Annotated in this window: 16 protein-coding genes and 1 riboswitch; of the genes, 9 read left to right on the forward strand and 7 right to left on the reverse strand. The window is 70.8% G+C overall.

Annotated features, from left to right (window positions below):
• Positions 1-359 precede the first annotated feature (359 nt).
• The 5 genes from AB0G16_RS18775 to AB0G16_RS18795 form a co-directional block, all read right to left on the reverse strand.
• Positions 360-1,415 (reverse strand): oligopeptide/dipeptide ABC transporter ATP-binding protein, encoded by a 1,056-nt coding sequence (locus AB0G16_RS18775; RefSeq protein ID WP_362806150.1) that lies wholly within the window; start codon positions 1,413-1,415, stop codon positions 360-362.
• Positions 1,412-2,413, reverse strand: a complete 1,002-nt coding sequence (locus AB0G16_RS18780) for an ABC transporter ATP-binding protein (protein WP_362806152.1) — start codon at positions 2,411-2,413, stop codon at positions 1,412-1,414. Before AB0G16_RS18780 ends, AB0G16_RS18775 begins: the two co-directional genes overlap by 4 nt.
• Before the next feature lie 14 nt (positions 2,414-2,427).
• A complete protein-coding gene (locus AB0G16_RS18785; protein WP_362806154.1) occupies positions 2,428-3,408 on the reverse strand; it encodes an ABC transporter permease in 981 nt (326 codons plus the stop codon).
• A 123-nt stretch (positions 3,409-3,531) separates the two neighbouring features.
• The gene (locus tag AB0G16_RS18790; protein ID WP_362806156.1) at positions 3,532-5,316 is read right to left on the reverse strand and encodes an ABC transporter substrate-binding protein; all 1,785 of its coding nucleotides are present in this window, start codon (positions 5,314-5,316) and stop codon (positions 3,532-3,534) included.
• A 17-nt stretch (positions 5,317-5,333) separates the two neighbouring features.
• Positions 5,334-6,335 (reverse strand): ABC transporter permease, encoded by a 1,002-nt coding sequence (locus tag AB0G16_RS18795; protein WP_362806158.1) that lies wholly within the window; start codon positions 6,333-6,335, stop codon positions 5,334-5,336.
• A gap of 350 nt (positions 6,336-6,685) precedes the next feature.
• Here AB0G16_RS18795 and AB0G16_RS18800 point away from each other — a divergent pair, with 350 nt between their 5' ends.
• The 6 genes from AB0G16_RS18800 to AB0G16_RS18825 all read left to right on the forward strand — a co-directional run bounded on the left by AB0G16_RS18800 (position 6,686) and on the right by AB0G16_RS18825 (position 11,699).
• The gene (locus tag AB0G16_RS18800) at positions 6,686-7,501 is read left to right on the forward strand and encodes an oxygenase MpaB family protein (RefSeq protein ID WP_362806161.1); all 816 of its coding nucleotides are present in this window, start codon (positions 6,686-6,688) and stop codon (positions 7,499-7,501) included.
• A gap of 140 nt (positions 7,502-7,641) precedes the next feature.
• Positions 7,642-7,772, forward strand: a riboswitch (FMN riboswitch).
• Between the two features lie 282 nt (positions 7,773-8,054).
• Complete coding sequence (locus tag AB0G16_RS18805) at positions 8,055-8,675, forward strand: riboflavin synthase (RefSeq protein ID WP_362806163.1); 621 nt, start codon at positions 8,055-8,057, stop codon at positions 8,673-8,675.
• Positions 8,672-9,334, forward strand: a complete 663-nt coding sequence (locus AB0G16_RS18810; RefSeq protein ID WP_362806165.1) for a nicotinamide mononucleotide transporter family protein — start codon at positions 8,672-8,674, stop codon at positions 9,332-9,334. Before AB0G16_RS18805 ends, AB0G16_RS18810 begins: the two co-directional genes overlap by 4 nt.
• Positions 9,331-10,545 (forward strand): bifunctional 3,4-dihydroxy-2-butanone-4-phosphate synthase/GTP cyclohydrolase II, encoded by a 1,215-nt coding sequence (locus AB0G16_RS18815; protein WP_362806167.1) that lies wholly within the window; start codon positions 9,331-9,333, stop codon positions 10,543-10,545. The genes AB0G16_RS18810 and AB0G16_RS18815 overlap by 4 nt, the downstream gene beginning before the upstream one ends.
• Positions 10,542-11,036: a 6,7-dimethyl-8-ribityllumazine synthase gene (gene ribH, locus AB0G16_RS18820; RefSeq protein WP_362806169.1), complete on the forward strand. Its 495-nt coding sequence runs from the start codon at positions 10,542-10,544 to the stop codon at positions 11,034-11,036. The genes AB0G16_RS18815 and ribH overlap by 4 nt, the downstream gene beginning before the upstream one ends.
• A gap of 204 nt (positions 11,037-11,240) precedes the next feature.
• Positions 11,241-11,699 (forward strand): PH domain-containing protein, encoded by a 459-nt coding sequence (locus tag AB0G16_RS18825; protein ID WP_362806171.1) that lies wholly within the window; start codon positions 11,241-11,243, stop codon positions 11,697-11,699.
• Between the two features lie 57 nt (positions 11,700-11,756).
• Here AB0G16_RS18825 and AB0G16_RS18830 read toward each other — a convergent pair whose 3' ends face one another.
• Positions 11,757-12,425, reverse strand: coding sequence for a TrkA family potassium uptake protein (locus tag AB0G16_RS18830; RefSeq protein ID WP_362806173.1), 669 nt, complete (start codon positions 12,423-12,425; stop codon positions 11,757-11,759).
• The gene (locus AB0G16_RS18835) at positions 12,418-13,758 is read right to left on the reverse strand and encodes a potassium transporter TrkG (RefSeq protein WP_362806175.1); all 1,341 of its coding nucleotides are present in this window, start codon (positions 13,756-13,758) and stop codon (positions 12,418-12,420) included. Before AB0G16_RS18835 ends, AB0G16_RS18830 begins: the two co-directional genes overlap by 8 nt.
• A 166-nt stretch (positions 13,759-13,924) precedes the next feature.
• On the opposite strand from AB0G16_RS18835, the gene AB0G16_RS18840 reads away from it, so the two are divergent.
• The 3 genes from AB0G16_RS18840 to AB0G16_RS18850 are packed head-to-tail and all read left to right on the forward strand — an operon-like array spanning position 13,925 to position 17,067.
• Entirely contained in the window at positions 13,925-14,791 is an 867-nt protein-coding gene (locus AB0G16_RS18840; RefSeq protein WP_362806177.1) for a MoxR family ATPase, read from the forward strand.
• The gene (locus AB0G16_RS18845; RefSeq protein WP_362806179.1) at positions 14,775-15,968 is read left to right on the forward strand and encodes a VWA domain-containing protein; all 1,194 of its coding nucleotides are present in this window, start codon (positions 14,775-14,777) and stop codon (positions 15,966-15,968) included. The genes AB0G16_RS18840 and AB0G16_RS18845 overlap by 17 nt, the downstream gene beginning before the upstream one ends.
• Positions 15,961-17,067, forward strand: a complete 1,107-nt coding sequence (locus AB0G16_RS18850; protein ID WP_362806181.1) for an XdhC family protein — start codon at positions 15,961-15,963, stop codon at positions 17,065-17,067. The genes AB0G16_RS18845 and AB0G16_RS18850 overlap by 8 nt, the downstream gene beginning before the upstream one ends.
• Positions 17,068-17,105: the final 38 nt, after the last annotated feature.

Below are 17,105 nucleotides of genomic sequence, written 5' to 3' on the forward strand. Positions count from 1 at the left end.
TCGTCACCGCGTGACGCGGCTCTCACCTACGGCCTCATCCTGTCCCGGATACGGAACCGTCAGCGCCGACCACGCGCGTCTCCGGCCCCCGCCGCCCCGCCGGGGAGCCGTGTCAGGCCTTCCGGCCCGGTGCGCCCTCTGCGGGGGCGGGGGCGGGGGCGGGGGCGATGGCGGGGAAGGCGGGCCGGGCGGGCGACGAAGCTCCCCGGCCGAGAAAAGGGATCGTGGCCGGCCGGAGTCCTGTCAGGGGCTTCGCCGCTCGGACGGTGCGGTGTGCTGTGAGCCACCAAGACCACAGAGGAACGGTGGCTCTCACAGGCACGATGTCGAAGTGACTCGGAAACCCTCGGAATCCAAGGTCAAAGGAGCGCCGGGTCCAGCACCACGTCGTCGCCGTGCACGGTCGGCTTCTCGGGGAAGTGGCAGGCGGTCAGGTGACCGTCCCTGTTGCCTTCCAGCCTGACCAGCGGCGGCTCCTCGTTCGCGCACTTCTCCTCCGCCTTCCAGCAGCGGGTGCGAAAACGGCAGCCGGACGGGGGGTTGATCGGGGAGGGCACGTCCCCGGCGAGCCGGATGCGCTCGCGCGGCACCTCGTCCTCCAGCACCTCGGGCACCGCCGACAGCAGCGCGTGGGTGTAGGGGTGGCGGGGGCGCTCGTACAGGGAGGCGCGGTCGGCGACCTCCACGATCTTGCCGAGGTACATGACCGCGACCCGCTGGGAGAAGTGCCGCACGATCGCCAGGTCGTGCGCGATGAACAGGAACGCGATCCCCATCTCCCGCTGGAGCTGCTGGAGCAGGTTGACGACCTGGGCCTGGATGGAGACGTCCAGGGCCGAGACCGGCTCGTCCGCGATGATCAGCTTGGGGCTGAGGGCGAGCGCGCGGGCCACCCCGATGCGCTGGCGCTGGCCGCCGGAGAACTCGTGCGGGAAGCGGTTGTAGTGCTCGGGGTTGAGCCCGACGATCTCCAGGAGTTCCTGGACCCGCCTGGCCCTGCCGCCCGGCGGGTCGATGCCGTTGATCTCCATCGGGCCGCCGACGATCGTGCCCACGGTGTGCCGGGGGTTGAGCGACGAGTACGGGTCCTGGAAGATCATCTGAATCTCGGATCGGATGGGCTTCAGTTCTCTGCGGCTCGCGTGCCCGATCTCGCGCCCGGCGTACCGGACGCTGCCCTCGGTGGGCTCCAGCAGCCGGGCGGCCAGCCGCCCGGCCGTGGACTTACCGCAGCCGGACTCGCCGACCAGGCCGAGCGTCTCCCCGGTGTGCACCGTCAGATCGATGCCGTCGACCGCGTGGACGTTGCCGACCTGCCGTTTGAAGATGAGACCGCCCGTCACCGGGAAGTACTTCTTCAGGCCGGACAGCTCCAGCAGTGCCTCGCCGCGGGGTTCGCCGGTCGTCTCGGTCATTTGAGGATCTCCCGCTTCTGGGCGAGGGTCAGGTAGCACGCGTCGCCGTGACCGCGGTGCGGGGACAGTTCGGGCCGCTCGGAGCGGCACAGCTCGGGACCGGCCAGCTCCTTGTAGTCGCACCGGGGGTGGAAGGGACAGCCCGGCGGGACGTTGATCAGGCTGGGCGGGGTGCCGCGGACCGGCCGCAGCGGCACGTCCACCGGGCCGGTCAGCCGGGGCATGGAGGCCAGCAGGCCCCAGGTGTAGGGGTGACGGGGCTCGTGCAGGACCTCCCGCACGGTCCCGCGCTCCACCGCCCGCCCGGCGTACATCACCAGCACGTCGTGCGCGGTGTTGGCGACCACGCCGAGGTCGTGCGTGATGAGGATGATCGAGGTGCCCATCTGGTCCTGGAGGTCCTTGAGCAGGTCCAGGATCTGGGCCTGCACGGTCACGTCCAGCGCGGTGGTGGGCTCGTCGGCGATCAGCAGGTCGGGGTCGCAGACCAGCGCCATCGCGATCATCACGCGCTGCCGCATGCCGCCGGAGAACTGGTGGGGGTAGTCGTCCACCCGGACCTTGGGCTGCGAGATGCCGACCCGCGTCAGCATCTCGATCGCGCGGGATCTGGCCTCGGCGCGGCTCGCGCCGGTGTGCTTGCGGTAGACCTCGGAGATCTGCTTGCCGACGGTGTGGTACGGCGAGAGCGAGGTCAGCGGGTCCTGGAAGATCATCGCGACCTTGTTGCCGCGCAGCTTCTCCATGGTGGACCGGGAGGCGCCGATCAGCTCCTCGCCGTCCAGCCGGATCTCTCCGCCGATCTTGGTGGTCTCCGGGTTGTGCAGGCCGAGCACGGTCAGGTTGGTCACCGACTTGCCGGATCCGGACTCGCCGACGATGCCCAGCGTGGTGCCCTTCTCCACGTCGAAGGAGAGCCCGTCCACCGCGTGGACGACGCCGTCCTCGGTGTGGAAGTCGACGGTCAGGTCACGGACCGAGAGGAACGGGTTCGACACTTTCTTCAGAACTCCTAACCCAGCCGCACGCGGGGGTCGATGAAGGCGTACAGGACGTCGACGACGATGTTGAAGACGACGATCGCCCCGGCCGCCACGAGCACCGTCGCCATCAGCATAGGCAGGTCGGAATAGGTGACGGCTCTGATCGACAGCTGCCCCAGCCCCTGCAACCCGAAGGTCTGCTCCGTGATGATCGCTCCACCGATCAGCGCGCCGAGGTCCACGCCCAGGATCGTGATGATAGGTGTCATGGTGCCGCGCAGGGCGAACCTCATCACGACGCTGCGGCCCGACATGCCCTTGGCTCGCGCGGTGCGGACGTAGTCCTCGCTGAGCTGCTCCACCATGGTCGAGCGCGTCATGCGCGTGTAGTTGGCGGTGAAGATGAGCGCCAGGACCAGCCAGGGCAGAAGCAGGCCGGTCGCCCAGGCGAGGGGGTTCTCGACGAACGGCATGTACTTGGGCTGGGGGAAGACATGGTTCTGGTAAACGAGGAAGTACAACGCGAGCGTGCCGACGAAGTAGATCTGTACGGAGGCTCCGACGAGGGACGAGACGCTGGCGATCTTGTCCAGCGGTCTTCCCTGCTGCAGTGCCGCGATGATGCCCGTCGCCACGCCGAAGGTGAAGAAGACCACCGCCGCCCCGACGGTGAGCGAGATGGTCAGGGGAAGACGATCCAGGATCGTTTCCAGCACCGGTGCCCGGTTGACGAACGAGTACCCCAGGCATGGGGCGGGACAGTTGCCCAGCCCTTGGTATTCGCGGCCGACGAAGATGCCGCTCAGCCAGGCCACGAACTGGGCGAACAAGGGCTGGTCCAGTCCCAGGTTGCGCCGGGCCTGCTCCAGCAGTTCTGGCGGGCAGACCTTGCCGCAGGCGAGCCGCGCCGGGTCACCGGGCACGGCGAAGAAGAGAAAGAATGTGACCGCGGAGATGATCACGAGGGTGACCAGGGCGCCGAGCATACGGCGAGTGATGAATGGAAGCATTGCCTGTTTCCCGAGATGACTGGGACCGCTGTGGGGCCGGGCGGCCCCTGGCCGCGGCCCCGCGGGAAGTCCTTCGTTCCCGCGGGGCCGCGGCCGCCGGTGTCTCCTACGGCTTCGTGAGCGTCACTGCTTCACGAAGATCTGGTTCGGCGGGACGACCCAGCTCTGCGGGTCGATCTCCACGCCGCCCACCTTGGAGCCGTGGAGGGTGTTGGCGATCTTGTTCTCGGCGACGACCAGCGGGGTGATCGTCTCCTGGATCTTCTTGTCGAGCGCCATCCACGCCTTGTTCTGGGCGTCGATGTCGGTCATGGCCGAGATCTCGTCCATCTCCTTGGTGAGCGCCTCGTCCTTCAGGTGCGAGTAGTTCGGCGCTCCGTCGGCGATGGGGCCGAAGATGACGGGCATCACGGTCGAGCCGGACGGCCAGTCGGCACCCCAGCCGCCCCAGTAGAGGTCGAACTCGTTCTCGATCTTGCCGATCGAGTCGTAGTACGTCTTGCGGTCGAGCGGCTTGGCGACGACCTTGATGCCGGCCTTCTCCAGGGCGTTCTTGATGACCACGGTGACCTGCTCCTGGACCGGGGTCTGGTTGTAGGCGTAGACGATGGTCGGCGTCGGGGTGGCCGACTCGGCCAGCAGCTGCTTGGCCTTCTCGATGTCACCCTCGGGCTTGGTGGTCTTGCCGAACAGGTCGTAGGGCTCGTAGCCGACCGTGGTGTTCTCGTTGAGGATCGTGGTCGGCAGCGCGGCGGCCTGCGGGCCGCCCAGGACCTGCTGGATCTGCTTGGACGGCCAGGCCCAGTTGATCGCCTGACGGACCTTGATGTCCTTCATGCGGGTGAGGTTGAAGTAGTAGTAGTTGCCGTACGGCGAGGGGCTCTTCAGCAGACGGGGCGCCAGTGAGGCGTCGCCGAGCACCTGCTGCAGCCGCTCCGGGGGAACGGTCGCGTAGAAGGTGAAGGCGGTCTGGTCGGCGCCCGCGTCCGCCATCAGGCGGTCGGTGATCTGAAGGTTCTCCTGGCCGAACTGCAGGTGCCACTTGTCGGGGTAGGCGCCGCGGATCGGGTCGGTCGCCGCGTCCCAGTTCGGGTTCCGCTCAAGGTCGATGGTCTTGTCGACCACGTGGCTCTTGATGATGTACGGGCCGCTGGAGACGGGCTCCTTGTCGTACTTCTCCTTGGTGTCCTTGGCCTTGGGCACGATGCCGTAGCCGCCCATGGCGAAGGCGTAGTTGGCGTCGGCGTGCGGCGTCTTGAACTTGTAGACGATCGTCTTGTCGTCCGGCGTCTCGATGCTGTCGAGGCGCTTGCCGTCATAGGGGCCCTGGTAGGCCTTCTTGTGGTCGACCTCGGTCAGCCACTGCTGGATGTAGGTGGGGCCCTGGGTGACGAACGGGGCGAACGTCCGCTCCATGCTCCACTTGACGTCCTCGGACGTGATCGGCGTGCCGTCCTGCCACTTCACGCCGTCCTTGAGGGTGAAGGTCCAGGTCTTGCCGCCGTCGGAGGCGGTGCCCGCGTCGGTGGCCAGGTCGCCGACCAGCTTGTAGTCGCCCTTGGCGACCCTCTTGTAGCCGGTCAGGCCGCGGTTGATCAGGAGGGAGAAGTTGGTCTCGGTGTTGACGTAGAGCTGGGCGGGGTCCATGTGGGAGAAGTCGTCCCGGTCCATCATCGTGACGGTGCCGCCCTTGACGACGCCCTCCGGCTCGATGGCGGGGCCCTTGGAGTCGTCCGCCGTGCCGACCGTGATCGTCGGCGGCTTGAAGGGCTCGGCCGAGGGGGCGGCCGCGCCGGAGGAGCCGCTGGGGGCGGCGGGGGCTCCCTGGTTGCCCTCGGCGCACGCGCTGGTGAAGGCGAGCGCGCTGATGGCGAGTACGGCCATCGCTGACCGCGTACGGACTGTCATCTCTCTCCTATTCGGATCTAACGCTTGAGTTTGGGGTCGAAGGCGTCGCGGATCGAGTCGCCCAGAAGGTTGAACGCGATCACGAAGATCAGCAGAGCCACACCGGGGAAGATCAGGTAGGTGATGTCGTTCTGGTAGATCTCGGTGCCACGCCGGAACATCCGGCCCCAGTCGGGGATCGGCTCGATCATCCCGACTCCCAGGAAGGACAGGGCCGCCTCGGAGGTCACCAGTGCCGGCAACAGCAGCGTCGACTGGATGAGGATGGGTGTCCACAGGTTGGGGAGCAGTTCCTTGAAGACGATGCGGGCAGGGGAGGCTCCGGTGACCCGGGCCGCCTCGACGAACTCCCGTTCGCGCAGGGACAGCACCTGACCACGGAGCAGCCGTGCCAGGCCGGCCCATCCGAACACCGTCAGCATGGTCACGAGCGTCACCGCCCGCAGCCAGATCGGGGTCTCCTCGTCCGGGCTGACGAAGATGTTCTCCACCACCGGCATGAACGCGATGATGAAGAGCACCGAGGGAAACGACAGGACGGTGTCGATCAGGCGGCCGATGAAGTAGTCGGTCCTGCCGCCCGCGTATCCGGCGACGATGCCGAGCACGATGCCGAGGGCCGTCGTGATGATCGTCGCGGTCACCGCGATCGACAGCGAGGTCCTGATGCCGTAGACGAGCTGCATGAACACGTCACGGCCCAGGCCGGGTTCGAGACCGAACCAGAACTCCGAGCTGATGCCGCCGTTCGGCAGGATCGGGTAGCCGAAGTCGTTCAGCAGCCCCGGGGTGTCCTGGCCGTACAGGGCGTAGGCGTCCTTGCCGTAGAGCCAGGAGATGACCGGTGCGAGGAGCGCGACCAGGAAGAAGAAGATCACCACGCCGGCCGAGATGAGCCCGGTGCGGTCGCGGCGGAAGCGCAGCCACATCAGCTGGCTGGGGGAGCGGCCCACCGTCTCCGGTGTCTTCACCGCTGTGGGGTCCCCGATCGGGGTGACGGCGGGTGCAGGGGTGGTCATCGTGCGGGTGCTCCCAACGAGCCTGGCTGAGCGGGATCTGGTGGAACCATTGCAAAACAGTCGAGGTCAAATCAATGGTCTGCTCCTTACTCATTTTATCGTTGCGTAATTTCCACCTGTTTGTGGCTTTGATTCCGTTGACGTGCCTAGGGGGCGAGATGCAACAATTGAGACACCTAAGAGGGCTTTTTCACGGATCTGTGACACACCTATGACGTGACGGTGACACCACGATCCTGATCACGTTCCGCTCGTGTCACGGACCTGGGACAAACTCGTGTCGGGGGCCCGCCCCGGAGGTGTCCGCCCCCTCCGGGTAGGGTAACTACCCGCTTACGAGGAGGTGGCGTATGGATCACGGACTGTTCGGGCCGGACTCGGTGACCTGGAAGGTGATGGGGGAGCCGATCCTGCTCGTCGGGGGATTCAGGGCACTGCTCATGCAGGGGTTGCACCCCCGCGCCATGCGAGGGGTCGCGCAGAACTCCGCTCTCATGGATCCCGCGGAGGCGTGGTCCCGCTTCCTGCGCACCACCGAGTTCGTCAGGGTGCGTACCTACGGTACGACCGACGAGGTCGCCCGTGCAGGGGCCCGGGTCAGAAAGATCCATGCCGCCCTCACCGCCCTCGACCTCGACACCGGCGAGCGGTTCCGGCTCGACGATCCCGCCGCGCTGCTGTGGGTGCACGTCGGCGAGGTCGACTCCTACCTGTCGGTGGCCCGCCGGGCGGGGGTGCGGCTGAGCGACTCCGAGGCCGACCGGTTCGTGGCCGAGTGGCGCCGCGCCGCCGAGGTCGTCGGCCTGCGGCCCGAGGACGTGCCCGGCTCGGTCGGTGAGATGGACGACTACATCCGGTCCTGCCGGCCGGGCCTGTACTTCGCGCCCGAGGTGCCCCACCCGCTCCGGCAGTCGCTCAACGCCCCGCTCCCGGCCAGGCTGACCGCGCTCAAGCCGATGTTCCCCATGATCACCCTGCTCGCCTTCGCCACGCTGCCGCGCTGGGCGCGCAGGCTGTACGGGCTGCCGGGCAGCCCGCTGGGCGACCTGTGGGCGACGGCCTCGCTGCGGGCGCTGCACACCGGGATCGGCCTGGTGCCCGCCCCGGTGCGCTACTCCCCGGACGCCCGCAGGGCGCGCAAGGTCGTCTCCGGGCGCGCGGCCTGACCGGCCGCCGCACTGCTTGACCAAGCGCTCGCTTGTTTCATATCCTGGAAGCCGTGTGCGGCGTGGTTTGCCGCACATGGCACACTGGTGTACGGAAAGGCCGTGCCCTGGTAGGGCACGCCTTCCGTGACAGTGCAGAGCAGCGTGCTCCGGGGTCGGTGAAATTCCGAGCCGGCGGTTACAGTCCGCGACCCGGTCGAGGCCATCGACCGGTTGACCTGGTGGAACTCCAGGACCGACGGTCAAAGTCCGGATGGGAGGAAGCGCGCGAGCGGAGAGTGCCCTCAGGCACCCTCCGCTGAACGGGTGTACCCACCCGTGTACCCCCGGGGCCCGCCGTGGCAGAGAGCTACTGGCGAGTAGGAGACCTCGGGTGACTGATCCGGCGCTGAAGCGCCGGGCGGCCGGGCGCGTCCCTCACGGACACGCCGCCGCCCCCCACCGTACGACCGGCCGCTCCGGCCCCGGCGCCCCCCGTTCGTGCCCCCCGATGCCCTTCCCGGGCGCCCGGACGCCTCCCCGTGTCCCGGCGTCCCCCCCGAAGGAGCCGTGAATGTTCACCGGAATCGTCGAGGAGCTCGGCGAGATCGCCGGGATCGAGCCGCTGACCGACGCGGCCCGGCTGTCCATCCGCGGCGGCACGGTCACCGCCGACGCCGGGCACGGTGACTCGATCGCCGTCAACGGCGTCTGCCTGACCGTGGTGGACGTGGACGGCGACGTGTTCACCGCCGACGTGATGAAGGAGACCCTGGACCGCAGCTGCCTCGGCGCGCTGGAGGCGGGCTCCCCGGTCAACCTGGAGCGCGCCGTCCGCGCCGACCAGCGGCTGGGCGGCCACATCGTGCAGGGACACGTGGACGGCACCGGGACGCTGCTCTCCCGCGAGCCCGGGGAGCACTGGGAGATCGTCCGCGTCTCCCTCCCGCCCGGGCTGGACCGCTACGTGGTCGAGAAGGGCTCGATCGCCGTCGACGGCGTCAGCCTGACCGTCATGGAGGTCGGCCCCGGCGGCTTCGCCGTCAGCCTCATCCCCACCACGCTGCGCCTGACCACCCTGGGCGCCAAGCGGCCCGGCGACCCGGTGAACCTGGAGGTCGACGTGATCGCCAAGCACGTGGAGAAGCTGGTCGGCGCCTACGGCGGGACCGCCGGCCGGGAGGACGCGTCGTGAACTGGGCGCACGCGGGGTTCACCATCCTCGGCGTCGACGTGCTCTGGACCGACCTGGTCGGCAACATCGCCGCCCTGGCCACGGTGCTGCTGGCGATCCGCAAGTCCCTGTGGACCTGGCCGGTCCAGCTCACCGCCTCGGTGCTGCTGCTGGCCGCCTCCGTCGACGCCGGTCTCACCGGCAACGCCCTCAAGCAGGTCATGTTCGGCGCGCTGGCCGTGTACGGCTGGTGGCGCTGGTCGCGCGGCACCCAGGACGGGCAGGCCCTGCCGGTACGCCCCGCCACCGGCCGCGAGCGGCTCGTCCTGGCCGCGGTCACGGTCGCGGGCACCGCCGCGGTCGCGGTGCTCTTCTACGTCGCCAAGCTGTCCTGGGGCGCGCGCGCCCCGCTGCCCGAGGGCTACTTCCTCGTCGCCGCGGACGCCTACATCTTCGTCGGCAGCGCCGTCGCCACCTGGGCCCAGGGCCGCGCCCTGGTCGACTTCTGGATCATCTGGGTCGCCGTCGACCTGGTGGGCGTGCCGCTGGCCTTCAGGTCCGGCCTCGTCGTCTCGGGAACCGTCTTCGCACTGTTCTTCGTGCTCGTCCTGATCGGATTCGTCAACTGGCTCAAGGAGTACCGGTCCCAGGCCGTGCTCGTCCCCGAGGAGGCCGTGTGACCACCCTGGACCCGATCGAGCGCGCGATCGCCGACATCCGCGACGGCAAGGCCGTCGTGGTCGTCGACGACGAGAACCGCGAGAACGAGGGCGACATCATCTTCGCCGCCTCCGCGGCCACGCCGGAACTGCTGGCCTTCACCGTCCGGCACAGCAGCGGCGTGATCTGCGTGCCGATGCGCGGCGAGGACCTCGACCGGCTGGGCCTGCCGCTGATGGTGCACGACAACAGGGAACGCCTGCGCACCGCGTACACGATCAGCGTGGACGCGCGCGACGGGGTGAGCACCGGCATCTCCGCCGCCGACCGGGCGTTGACGATCCGCTCCCTGTGCGACCCGGAGACCGAACCGGACCACCTGGTGCGACCCGGCCACGTCTTCCCGCTGCGCTACCGCGAGGGCGGCGTGCTGGCCAGGCGCGGCCACACCGAGGCGGCCGTGGACCTGGCCCGGCTCGCCGGGCTGAGCGAGGCCGGTGTGCTCGCCGAGGTCGTCAACGACGACGGGACGATGATGCGCCTGCCGGAGCTGCGCGTCTTCTGCGACGAGCACGACCTGGCGCTGGTCTCGATCGAGCAGCTCGTGGAGTTCAGGCGCCGCAGCGAGCGGATGGTGACCAGGGTCGCCGAGACGCGGCTGCCCAACGCGTTCGGCCTCTGGCGGGCCTACGGCTTCGCCAGCGCGCTGGACGGCGGCGAGCACCTGGCCCTGGTGCTCGGCGACATCGAGGACGGCGAGAACGTCATGGTCCGCGCCCACTCCGAGTGCCTGACCGGCGACGTGTTCGGATCGCTGCGCTGCGACTGCGGGGTCCAGCTCGACCACGCCATGGAGCGCATCGCCGCCGAGGGCCGGGGCGTGATCGTCTACCTGCGCGGCCACGAGGGGCGCGGGATCGGGCTGCTGGCCAAGCTGCGGGCCTACAGCCTCCAGGACGGCGGGAGCGACACCGTCGACGCCAACCTGGAGCTCGGGCTGCCGGTGGACGCGCGGGAGTTCTCCAACGCCGGGCAGATCCTCGCCGACCTGGGCGTGAAGTCGGTCCGGCTGCTGACCAACAACCCGGCCAAGCTGCGCGGCATGGACGGCTACGGCGTCAAGGTGCTCGGCCGCGAACCCATGCCGGTGGCGGCGAACCCGTACAACGAGAAGTACCTGTCGGCCAAGCGCGACCGCCTCGGCCACGACATTCCCCGGGAGGACACATGAGCGGCACCGGACGACCGGCGGCGTCGGCCGTCGAGGCGGGCGGGCTGACCCTGGGCCTGGTCGCGGCCCGCTGGCACGGTCAGATCACCGACCAGCTCGTGGCGCGGGCCGAGCAGGCCGGGCGCGACAGCGGCGCCGAGGTGACGGTGGTCCGGGTGGCCGGGTCGCTGGAGATCCCGGTCGTGGCCCAGGCGCTGGCCCGCAGGTGCGACGCGGTCGTGGCCCTCGGCGCGGTGATCCGCGGTGAGACCGCCCACTTCGAGTACGTCTGTGACTCCGTCACCTCGGGCCTGACCCGCATCTCCCTGGACGAGGAGGTGCCGATCGGCAACGGCGTGCTGACCTGCGACTCGCTGGAGCAGGCCGTCGACCGCTCGGGCGTGCCCGGCAGCCACGAGGACAAGGGGTACGAGGCGACCGTCGCGGCGCTGGAGACGGCCGTGCTGCTGAGGGAGCTGCGCTCCCGGACCTCCGCCACGGCCGGTTTCTGACGCGCCGGGGACGACCGGAGGGGTCCCGCCGTGCCGTGTGACGGGGGCGGCGGGACCGTGCGGTAGGTTGCCATCGGCGCCGTGACCGGCCGTCGCGGCCGTCCCGGGCGTTCCCGGCCGCCGGTCCCCCGCCGAGGGCGCGGGCCCGTCGGGGGGCGCCGGTCCCGCGAAGGCACCGGTATGTCGAAGGATCGTGATCTCACAGTGAGCCCGGAGAGCGTCTCCCCGCCCCCGCTGCCCGTCGTGTGGCGGCCGAAGAACGGGCGGATCGCGGCCTACGGCTTCGCGAGCGTGATCGTCGTCGGCGCCGTGCTGATGGCGGTCTTCCTGCCCGACCCGTTCGCCCTGGCCGACAGGATCGCGATGGCCGCGCTCGGCTTCATGATCGCCGGGGTTCTCCACCTGCTGGGACGGTGCCGGGTGGAGGCCGACGAGCGGGGGATCACCGTCGTCAACCCGCTGCGGGTGCGCCGCTACGAGTGGTCACAGGTGCTGGGGGTCAGCCTGGTCGACAACGAGCCGTGGGCGAAGATCGACTTCACCGACGGGGTCACGGTCGGGGCCATGGGCATGCAGGGCTCGGAGAAGGAGCGCACCGCCCGCCAGGTCCGCGAGCTGTCGGCCCTCATCAGGGAGCACGGGGAGGCCAGGGAGGCCCCCTGAGTCCCTCCCGGGCCCCGTCCTCGTCCCGGACGGTCCCCCCGGCCGGCGGGCGACGGCTCAGGTCTCCTCGGCGAACCGTTCGGCGTTGGCCGTCTCACCCGCCACGAGCAGGATGTCGCCGTTCTGGATCAGGGTGTCGGAGGCGGCGTAGGTGAACCTGCCGTCGGATTTCTTGATCCCGACCACCGTGACCCCGTACTCGGTGCGGATCCCCAGGGCGCCCAGGGTCTTGCCGTCCGCCCAGCGCGGCGCCATGGTCTTGATCAGGGCGTACCCCTCCTCGACCTCCAGGTAGTCGAGCATCCGCCCGGTGACCAGGTGCGCGACCCGCTCGCCCATGTCGTGCTCGGGCTGCACCACGTGGTGCGCGCCGACCCGCCGCAGGATGCGGCTGTGCTGCAGGCTGATCGACTTGGCCCAGATGGAGGTCACCTCCAGGTCGGCCAGGATCGAGGTGGTCAGGATGCTCGCCTCGATGTCGGTGCCGATGCCGACCACCGCCCTGCCGAACTCGCCGATGCCGAGCTGGGCGAGGGCGTCGGGATCGGTGGAGTCGGCGCTCACCACGTGGGTCAGGCGGCCGGAGAAGTGCTGCACGTTCTTGGGGTCGTTGTCCACGCCGAGCACCTCGACGTCCCGCCCCACCAGCTCCATCGCCAGGGCGCCGCCGAACCGGCCGAGGCCGATCACCGCGACCGCTTCGTGGCGGTTTCTCTTGTCAACCAACGAGGGGACCCTCCTCCGGGTATCGGAACCGACGGGTCTGCACGTGCAGCGCCAGCGCGGCGCCCAGCGTCACCGGCCCGAGCCGTCCCACGAACATCAAAGTGGTCAGGACCAGGTGCCCCTCGGCGCCCACGTCGGCGGTGATCCCCGTCGACAGCCCGACCGTGCCGAACGCGGAGATCACCTCGAACAGTACGCGGTCGAGGTTGAACGGCGTCACCGCCATCATGACGAGGGTGCCGACGGTGACCGAGGCCACGCTCAGCAGGGCGATCGTCAGGGCCTGGCGCTGGAGCTGCTCGGGGATGCGGCGGCGGCCCGCCGTGACGTCCGGCTCGCCGCGCAGCTCGGCGAGGATCACGAACCCCAGGAGCGCGAACGTCGTCACCTTGATGCCGCCCCCGGTGCTCGCGCTGCCCGCCCCGATGAACATCAGCACGTCGCTGATCAGCCAGGAGTTCTCGTTCATCTGCGAGGTGTCCACCGAGTTCAGCCCGCCGCTGCGGGTCATCACGCTGTGGAAGAACCCGGCCATGACCCGCAGACCGGGGGAGAGGTCGCCCATCGTGCGGGGGTTGCTCCACTCGGTGGCGGTGATGGCCAGCGTGCCGCCGAACAGCAGCACGGCGGTCATCCCCAGCGTGATCTTGGCGTGCAGCGTCCAGCGCGACGGGCGGCGCCAGTGGTTCCGCAGCACGGCGTAGACGGGGAAGCCGAGACCACCGGCGATCACCGCCAGCGTGAGCGGGACGCAGATCCACGGGTCGCGGACGAACCTCATCATGCTGTCCGGCCAGAGCGCGAACCCGGCGTTGGTGAACGTCGAGATCGCGTGGAAGACCCCGTAGTAGGCGGCGCGGCCGACCGGCTCCCCGTACCCGATCACGAAGCGGGCGGCGAGCACGGTGGCGGTCAGCGCCTCGGCGACCAGCGTGACCTTGGCGACCCCCACGATGACCTGGCGCACGTCGCCGGGCCCCAGGGTCTTGGTCTCGGCCTGGGTGTTGAGACGGGCGCGCAGGCCGAGCTTGCCGGAGACGATCACCGCGAGGATCGAGGAGAGCGTCATGATCCCGAAGCCGCCGATCTGCATCAGCACCATCAGCACGACCTCGCCGAACACCGACCAGTGCGCCGCGGTGTCGTGCACGGCGAGCCCGGTCACGCACACCGCCGAGGTGGCGGTGAACAGCGCCGACGTCCACGAGGCAGACGCCCCGTCCTCGACCGCGATCGGCAGCGCGAGCAGCCCCGCCCCGGTGAGGACCGCGGCCAGGAACGCCAGCACGACGACCCTGGAGGGGGTGTTGATCTGGTCGAGCAGGTTCTTCACAGAGGGCGACAATACTTCTTCGGCGGGACAGGTAGTACGCCCGGAGCGATCCCTTTCCCGGGGATCGTCGGCCCCGCGCCCCATGCCCGCCGCCGGGGGCGGGCCGGGACGCGGCGGGCGGGCGTAGCCTGAGGTGGTGGTGAGGTGGACGATCGAGACATCCGATGTGGAATCGCCCGCGCGGCTGACCGAGCTGCTCGCGGAGCGGGCGTACCTGGCCGACGAGGGACTCGCCACGGCCGCCTTCCTGGCGCTGCGGATGGGCCGTCCGCTGCTGCTCGAGGGCGAGGCCGGTGTCGGTAAGACCGAGCTGGCCAGGACCCTGGCGGCGGTGCTCGACGCCCCGCTGATCCGCCTGCAGTGCTACGAGGGGCTGGACGCCTCCCAGGCGCTCTACGACTGGGACTTCGCCCGGCAGCTCCTGCACCTGAAGGCGGCCGAGGCGGGCGGGGTGAGCGACGCCGCCCGCCTGGAGGGAGAGGTCTACGACCGGCGGTTCCTGATCGCCAGGCCGCTGCTGAGGGCCATCGAGACACAGCCGGCGGTGCTGCTCATCGACGAGGTGGACCGGGCCGACGTGGAGTTCGAGGCCATCCTGCTGGAGGTGCTCTCGGATTTCGCGATCTCCATCCCGGAACTCGGCACGGTCCGCGCCGCCCGGCCCCCGGTGGTCGTGCTGACCTCCAACCGCACCCGAGAGGTGCACGACGCGCTCAAGCGGCGCTGCCTCTACCACTGGCTGGAGCACCCCTCCTTCGAACGGGAGGTCGCGATCCTGCGCGGGCGGCTCCCGGAGTGCTCGCGGATCCTGGCCGAGCAGGTGGCCTCGGCCACCGGGCGGCTCCGGCAGGCCGACCTGATCAAGCCGCCGGGGATCGCCGAGACCCTCGACTGGACCGAGGCCCTGATGGCCCTGGGCGCGCGCGAGCTCGACCCCGGCCTGGCCGCCGCCTCCCTGGGCGCGCTGCTCAAGCACCGCGAGGACCACGAGACGGTGCTCGGGAACGGGTTCCTCGGTGCGCCCCGCCGCTGACGGGCCCGCCGCCGGAGGCCCGGCCGGGGACCTCCCGGGGGACCCGGCCGGGGACATCGGGGGGGACCCGGCCGGGGACCTCGCGGGGACGGACCTGGTGGGGGTGATGACCGGTCTCGCCAGGACCCTGCGGGCCGCCGGGGTGCCCGCCGACCACGAACGGACCCAGGGCCTGCTGCGCGCCCTGTCGCACCTGGACGCCTCGCGTCCCGGCGACGTCTACTGGGCCGGGCGCCTCACCCTCTGCGCCTCGGCCGACGACATCCCCCGCTACGACCGGGTCTTCGCGGCCTACTTCGGCGGGCGGAGCGCGTCCCGCGCGAGGCCGGCGACGGTCACCGTCGTCCGGCACACCGCGGCCCCGCCCGGGGCCGCCCCCGAGCCGGGGGACGCCGCCGAGCCCCCCGCCCCGGCGGCGACCGCCAGCGCGACGGAGGTGCTGCGCACCCGGGACGTGGCCACGATGACCGGGCCGGAGCTGGCCGAGGCGCACCGGCTGCTCGCCCTGCTGCGGGCCGGCCGGGAACGGCGCGCGTCACGGCGGTTCAGGCCCTCGCGACGGGGTCGCCTGGACGGCAGGGCGACCGTCCGCGAGACCCTCCGCAGGGGTGGCGAGACGGCCGGGCTCCGCTACCGCGAGCACCGGACCAGGCCCCGCCGGGTCGTGCTGGTGGTCGACGTCAGCGGCTCCATGACACCGTACGCGGACACCCTGCTCCGCCTGGCCCACGCGCTGGTCAGGTCCGAGCCCCGGGCCACCGAGGTGTTCAGCGCGGGCACCCGGCTGACGCGGCTCACCGCCGAGCTGCGCCACCGCGACCCGGCGGCCGCGATGAACGCCGTCTCCCGCGCCGTCCCCGACTGGAGCGGCGGCACCCGGCTGGGCGAGGAGCTCCGCCGCCTGCTGGCGCGGAGCGACGCCGCGGGCGCCACCGTGGTGATCGCCTCCGACGGCTGGGAGCGCGGCGGCGCGGAGCTGCTGGGGGCGCAGATGGCCCGGCTCTCCCGCGTGGCGCGCCGGGTGATCTGGGTGAACCCGCACAAGGGCCGGGAGGGCTACGAGCCGCTCACGGCCGGCATGCGGGCCGCCCTGCCGTACATCGACCACTTCGTGGCCGGGCACAGCCTGGCCGCCTTCGAAGAGCTGGCGGCGCTGCTGGGAGGCACCCGTGCGTGACGTGTTGTCGCAGGTCCTGGGCTGGTGGGAGGCAGGGGAGACGTTCGGCCTGGCCACCGTGGTCGACACCTTCCGCAGCGCGCCCCGCCCGCCCGGGGCGTCCATGGCGGTGCTCGGCGAGGAGGCCGCGGGCAGCGTCTCGGGCGGCTGCGTCGAGGGAGCCGTCTACGAGCTGGCCCGGGAGGTGGTCTCCTCGGGCACCCCCGTGCTGCGACGGTACGGGGTGAGCGACGACGACGCCTTCTCCGTGGGGCTGACCTGCGGCGGCATCCTGGACGTGTTCGTCGAGCCGGTCTCCCGGCACACCTTCCCCGAGCTGGGCGCGGTCGCCGCGTCGGTGCTCGGGCACGAACCGGTGGCGGTGACGACGGTCCTGACCGGGCCGGGCGCCGTGGGCGCCCGCCGGATGATCTGGCCGGACCGCTCGGAGGGGTCGCTGGGCGTGGCCCGGCTGGACGACGCGGTGGACGACGACGCGCGGGGCATGCTGGCCCAGGGGCTGACCGGCGTGCGCAGGTACGGCGCCGAGGGGCAGCGGCGCCTCGACGAGCTGGCGGTCTTCGTCCAGTCCTTCGCGCCGCCGCCCCGGATGCTGGTCTTCGGGGCGATCGACTTCGCCGCCGCGGTCGCCAGGGTCGGGAAGTTCCTCGGCTACCACGTGGTCGTCTGCGACGCCAGGCCGGTCTTCACCACGGCCAAGCGCTTCCCCGAGGCCGACGAGGTGATCGTCAAGTGGCCGCACGACTACCTCACCACGGCGGTGGTGGACGAGCGGACCGCGATCTGCGTGCTGACCCACGACCCGAAGTTCGACGTCCCCCTGCTGGAGGTGGCCCTGCGCACCCCGGCGGGCTACGTCGGCGCGATGGGCTCGCGCCGCACGCACGAGGACCGGCTGGCCCGGCTCGCGCGGGCGGGCCTGACGGAGGCCGAGCTCGCCCGGCTCCGCTCGCCGATCGGGCTGGACCTCGGCGCGCGTACGCCCGAGGAGACCGCGATCTCCATCGCCGCGGAGCTGATCCAGCTGCGCTGGGGCGGTTCCGGCCGCCCGCTCACCGACGGCTCCGGCCGGATCCACGGGGAGGGGCCGGGGACGTGAGCGCGGCGCGGGAGACGGGCGGGCGGGGGAGCGGTGAG

The sequence above is a fragment of the Streptosporangium sp. NPDC023615 genome, from assembly GCF_040640155.1.
Taxonomy (GTDB): Bacteria; Actinomycetota; Actinomycetes; order Streptosporangiales; family Streptosporangiaceae; genus Streptosporangium.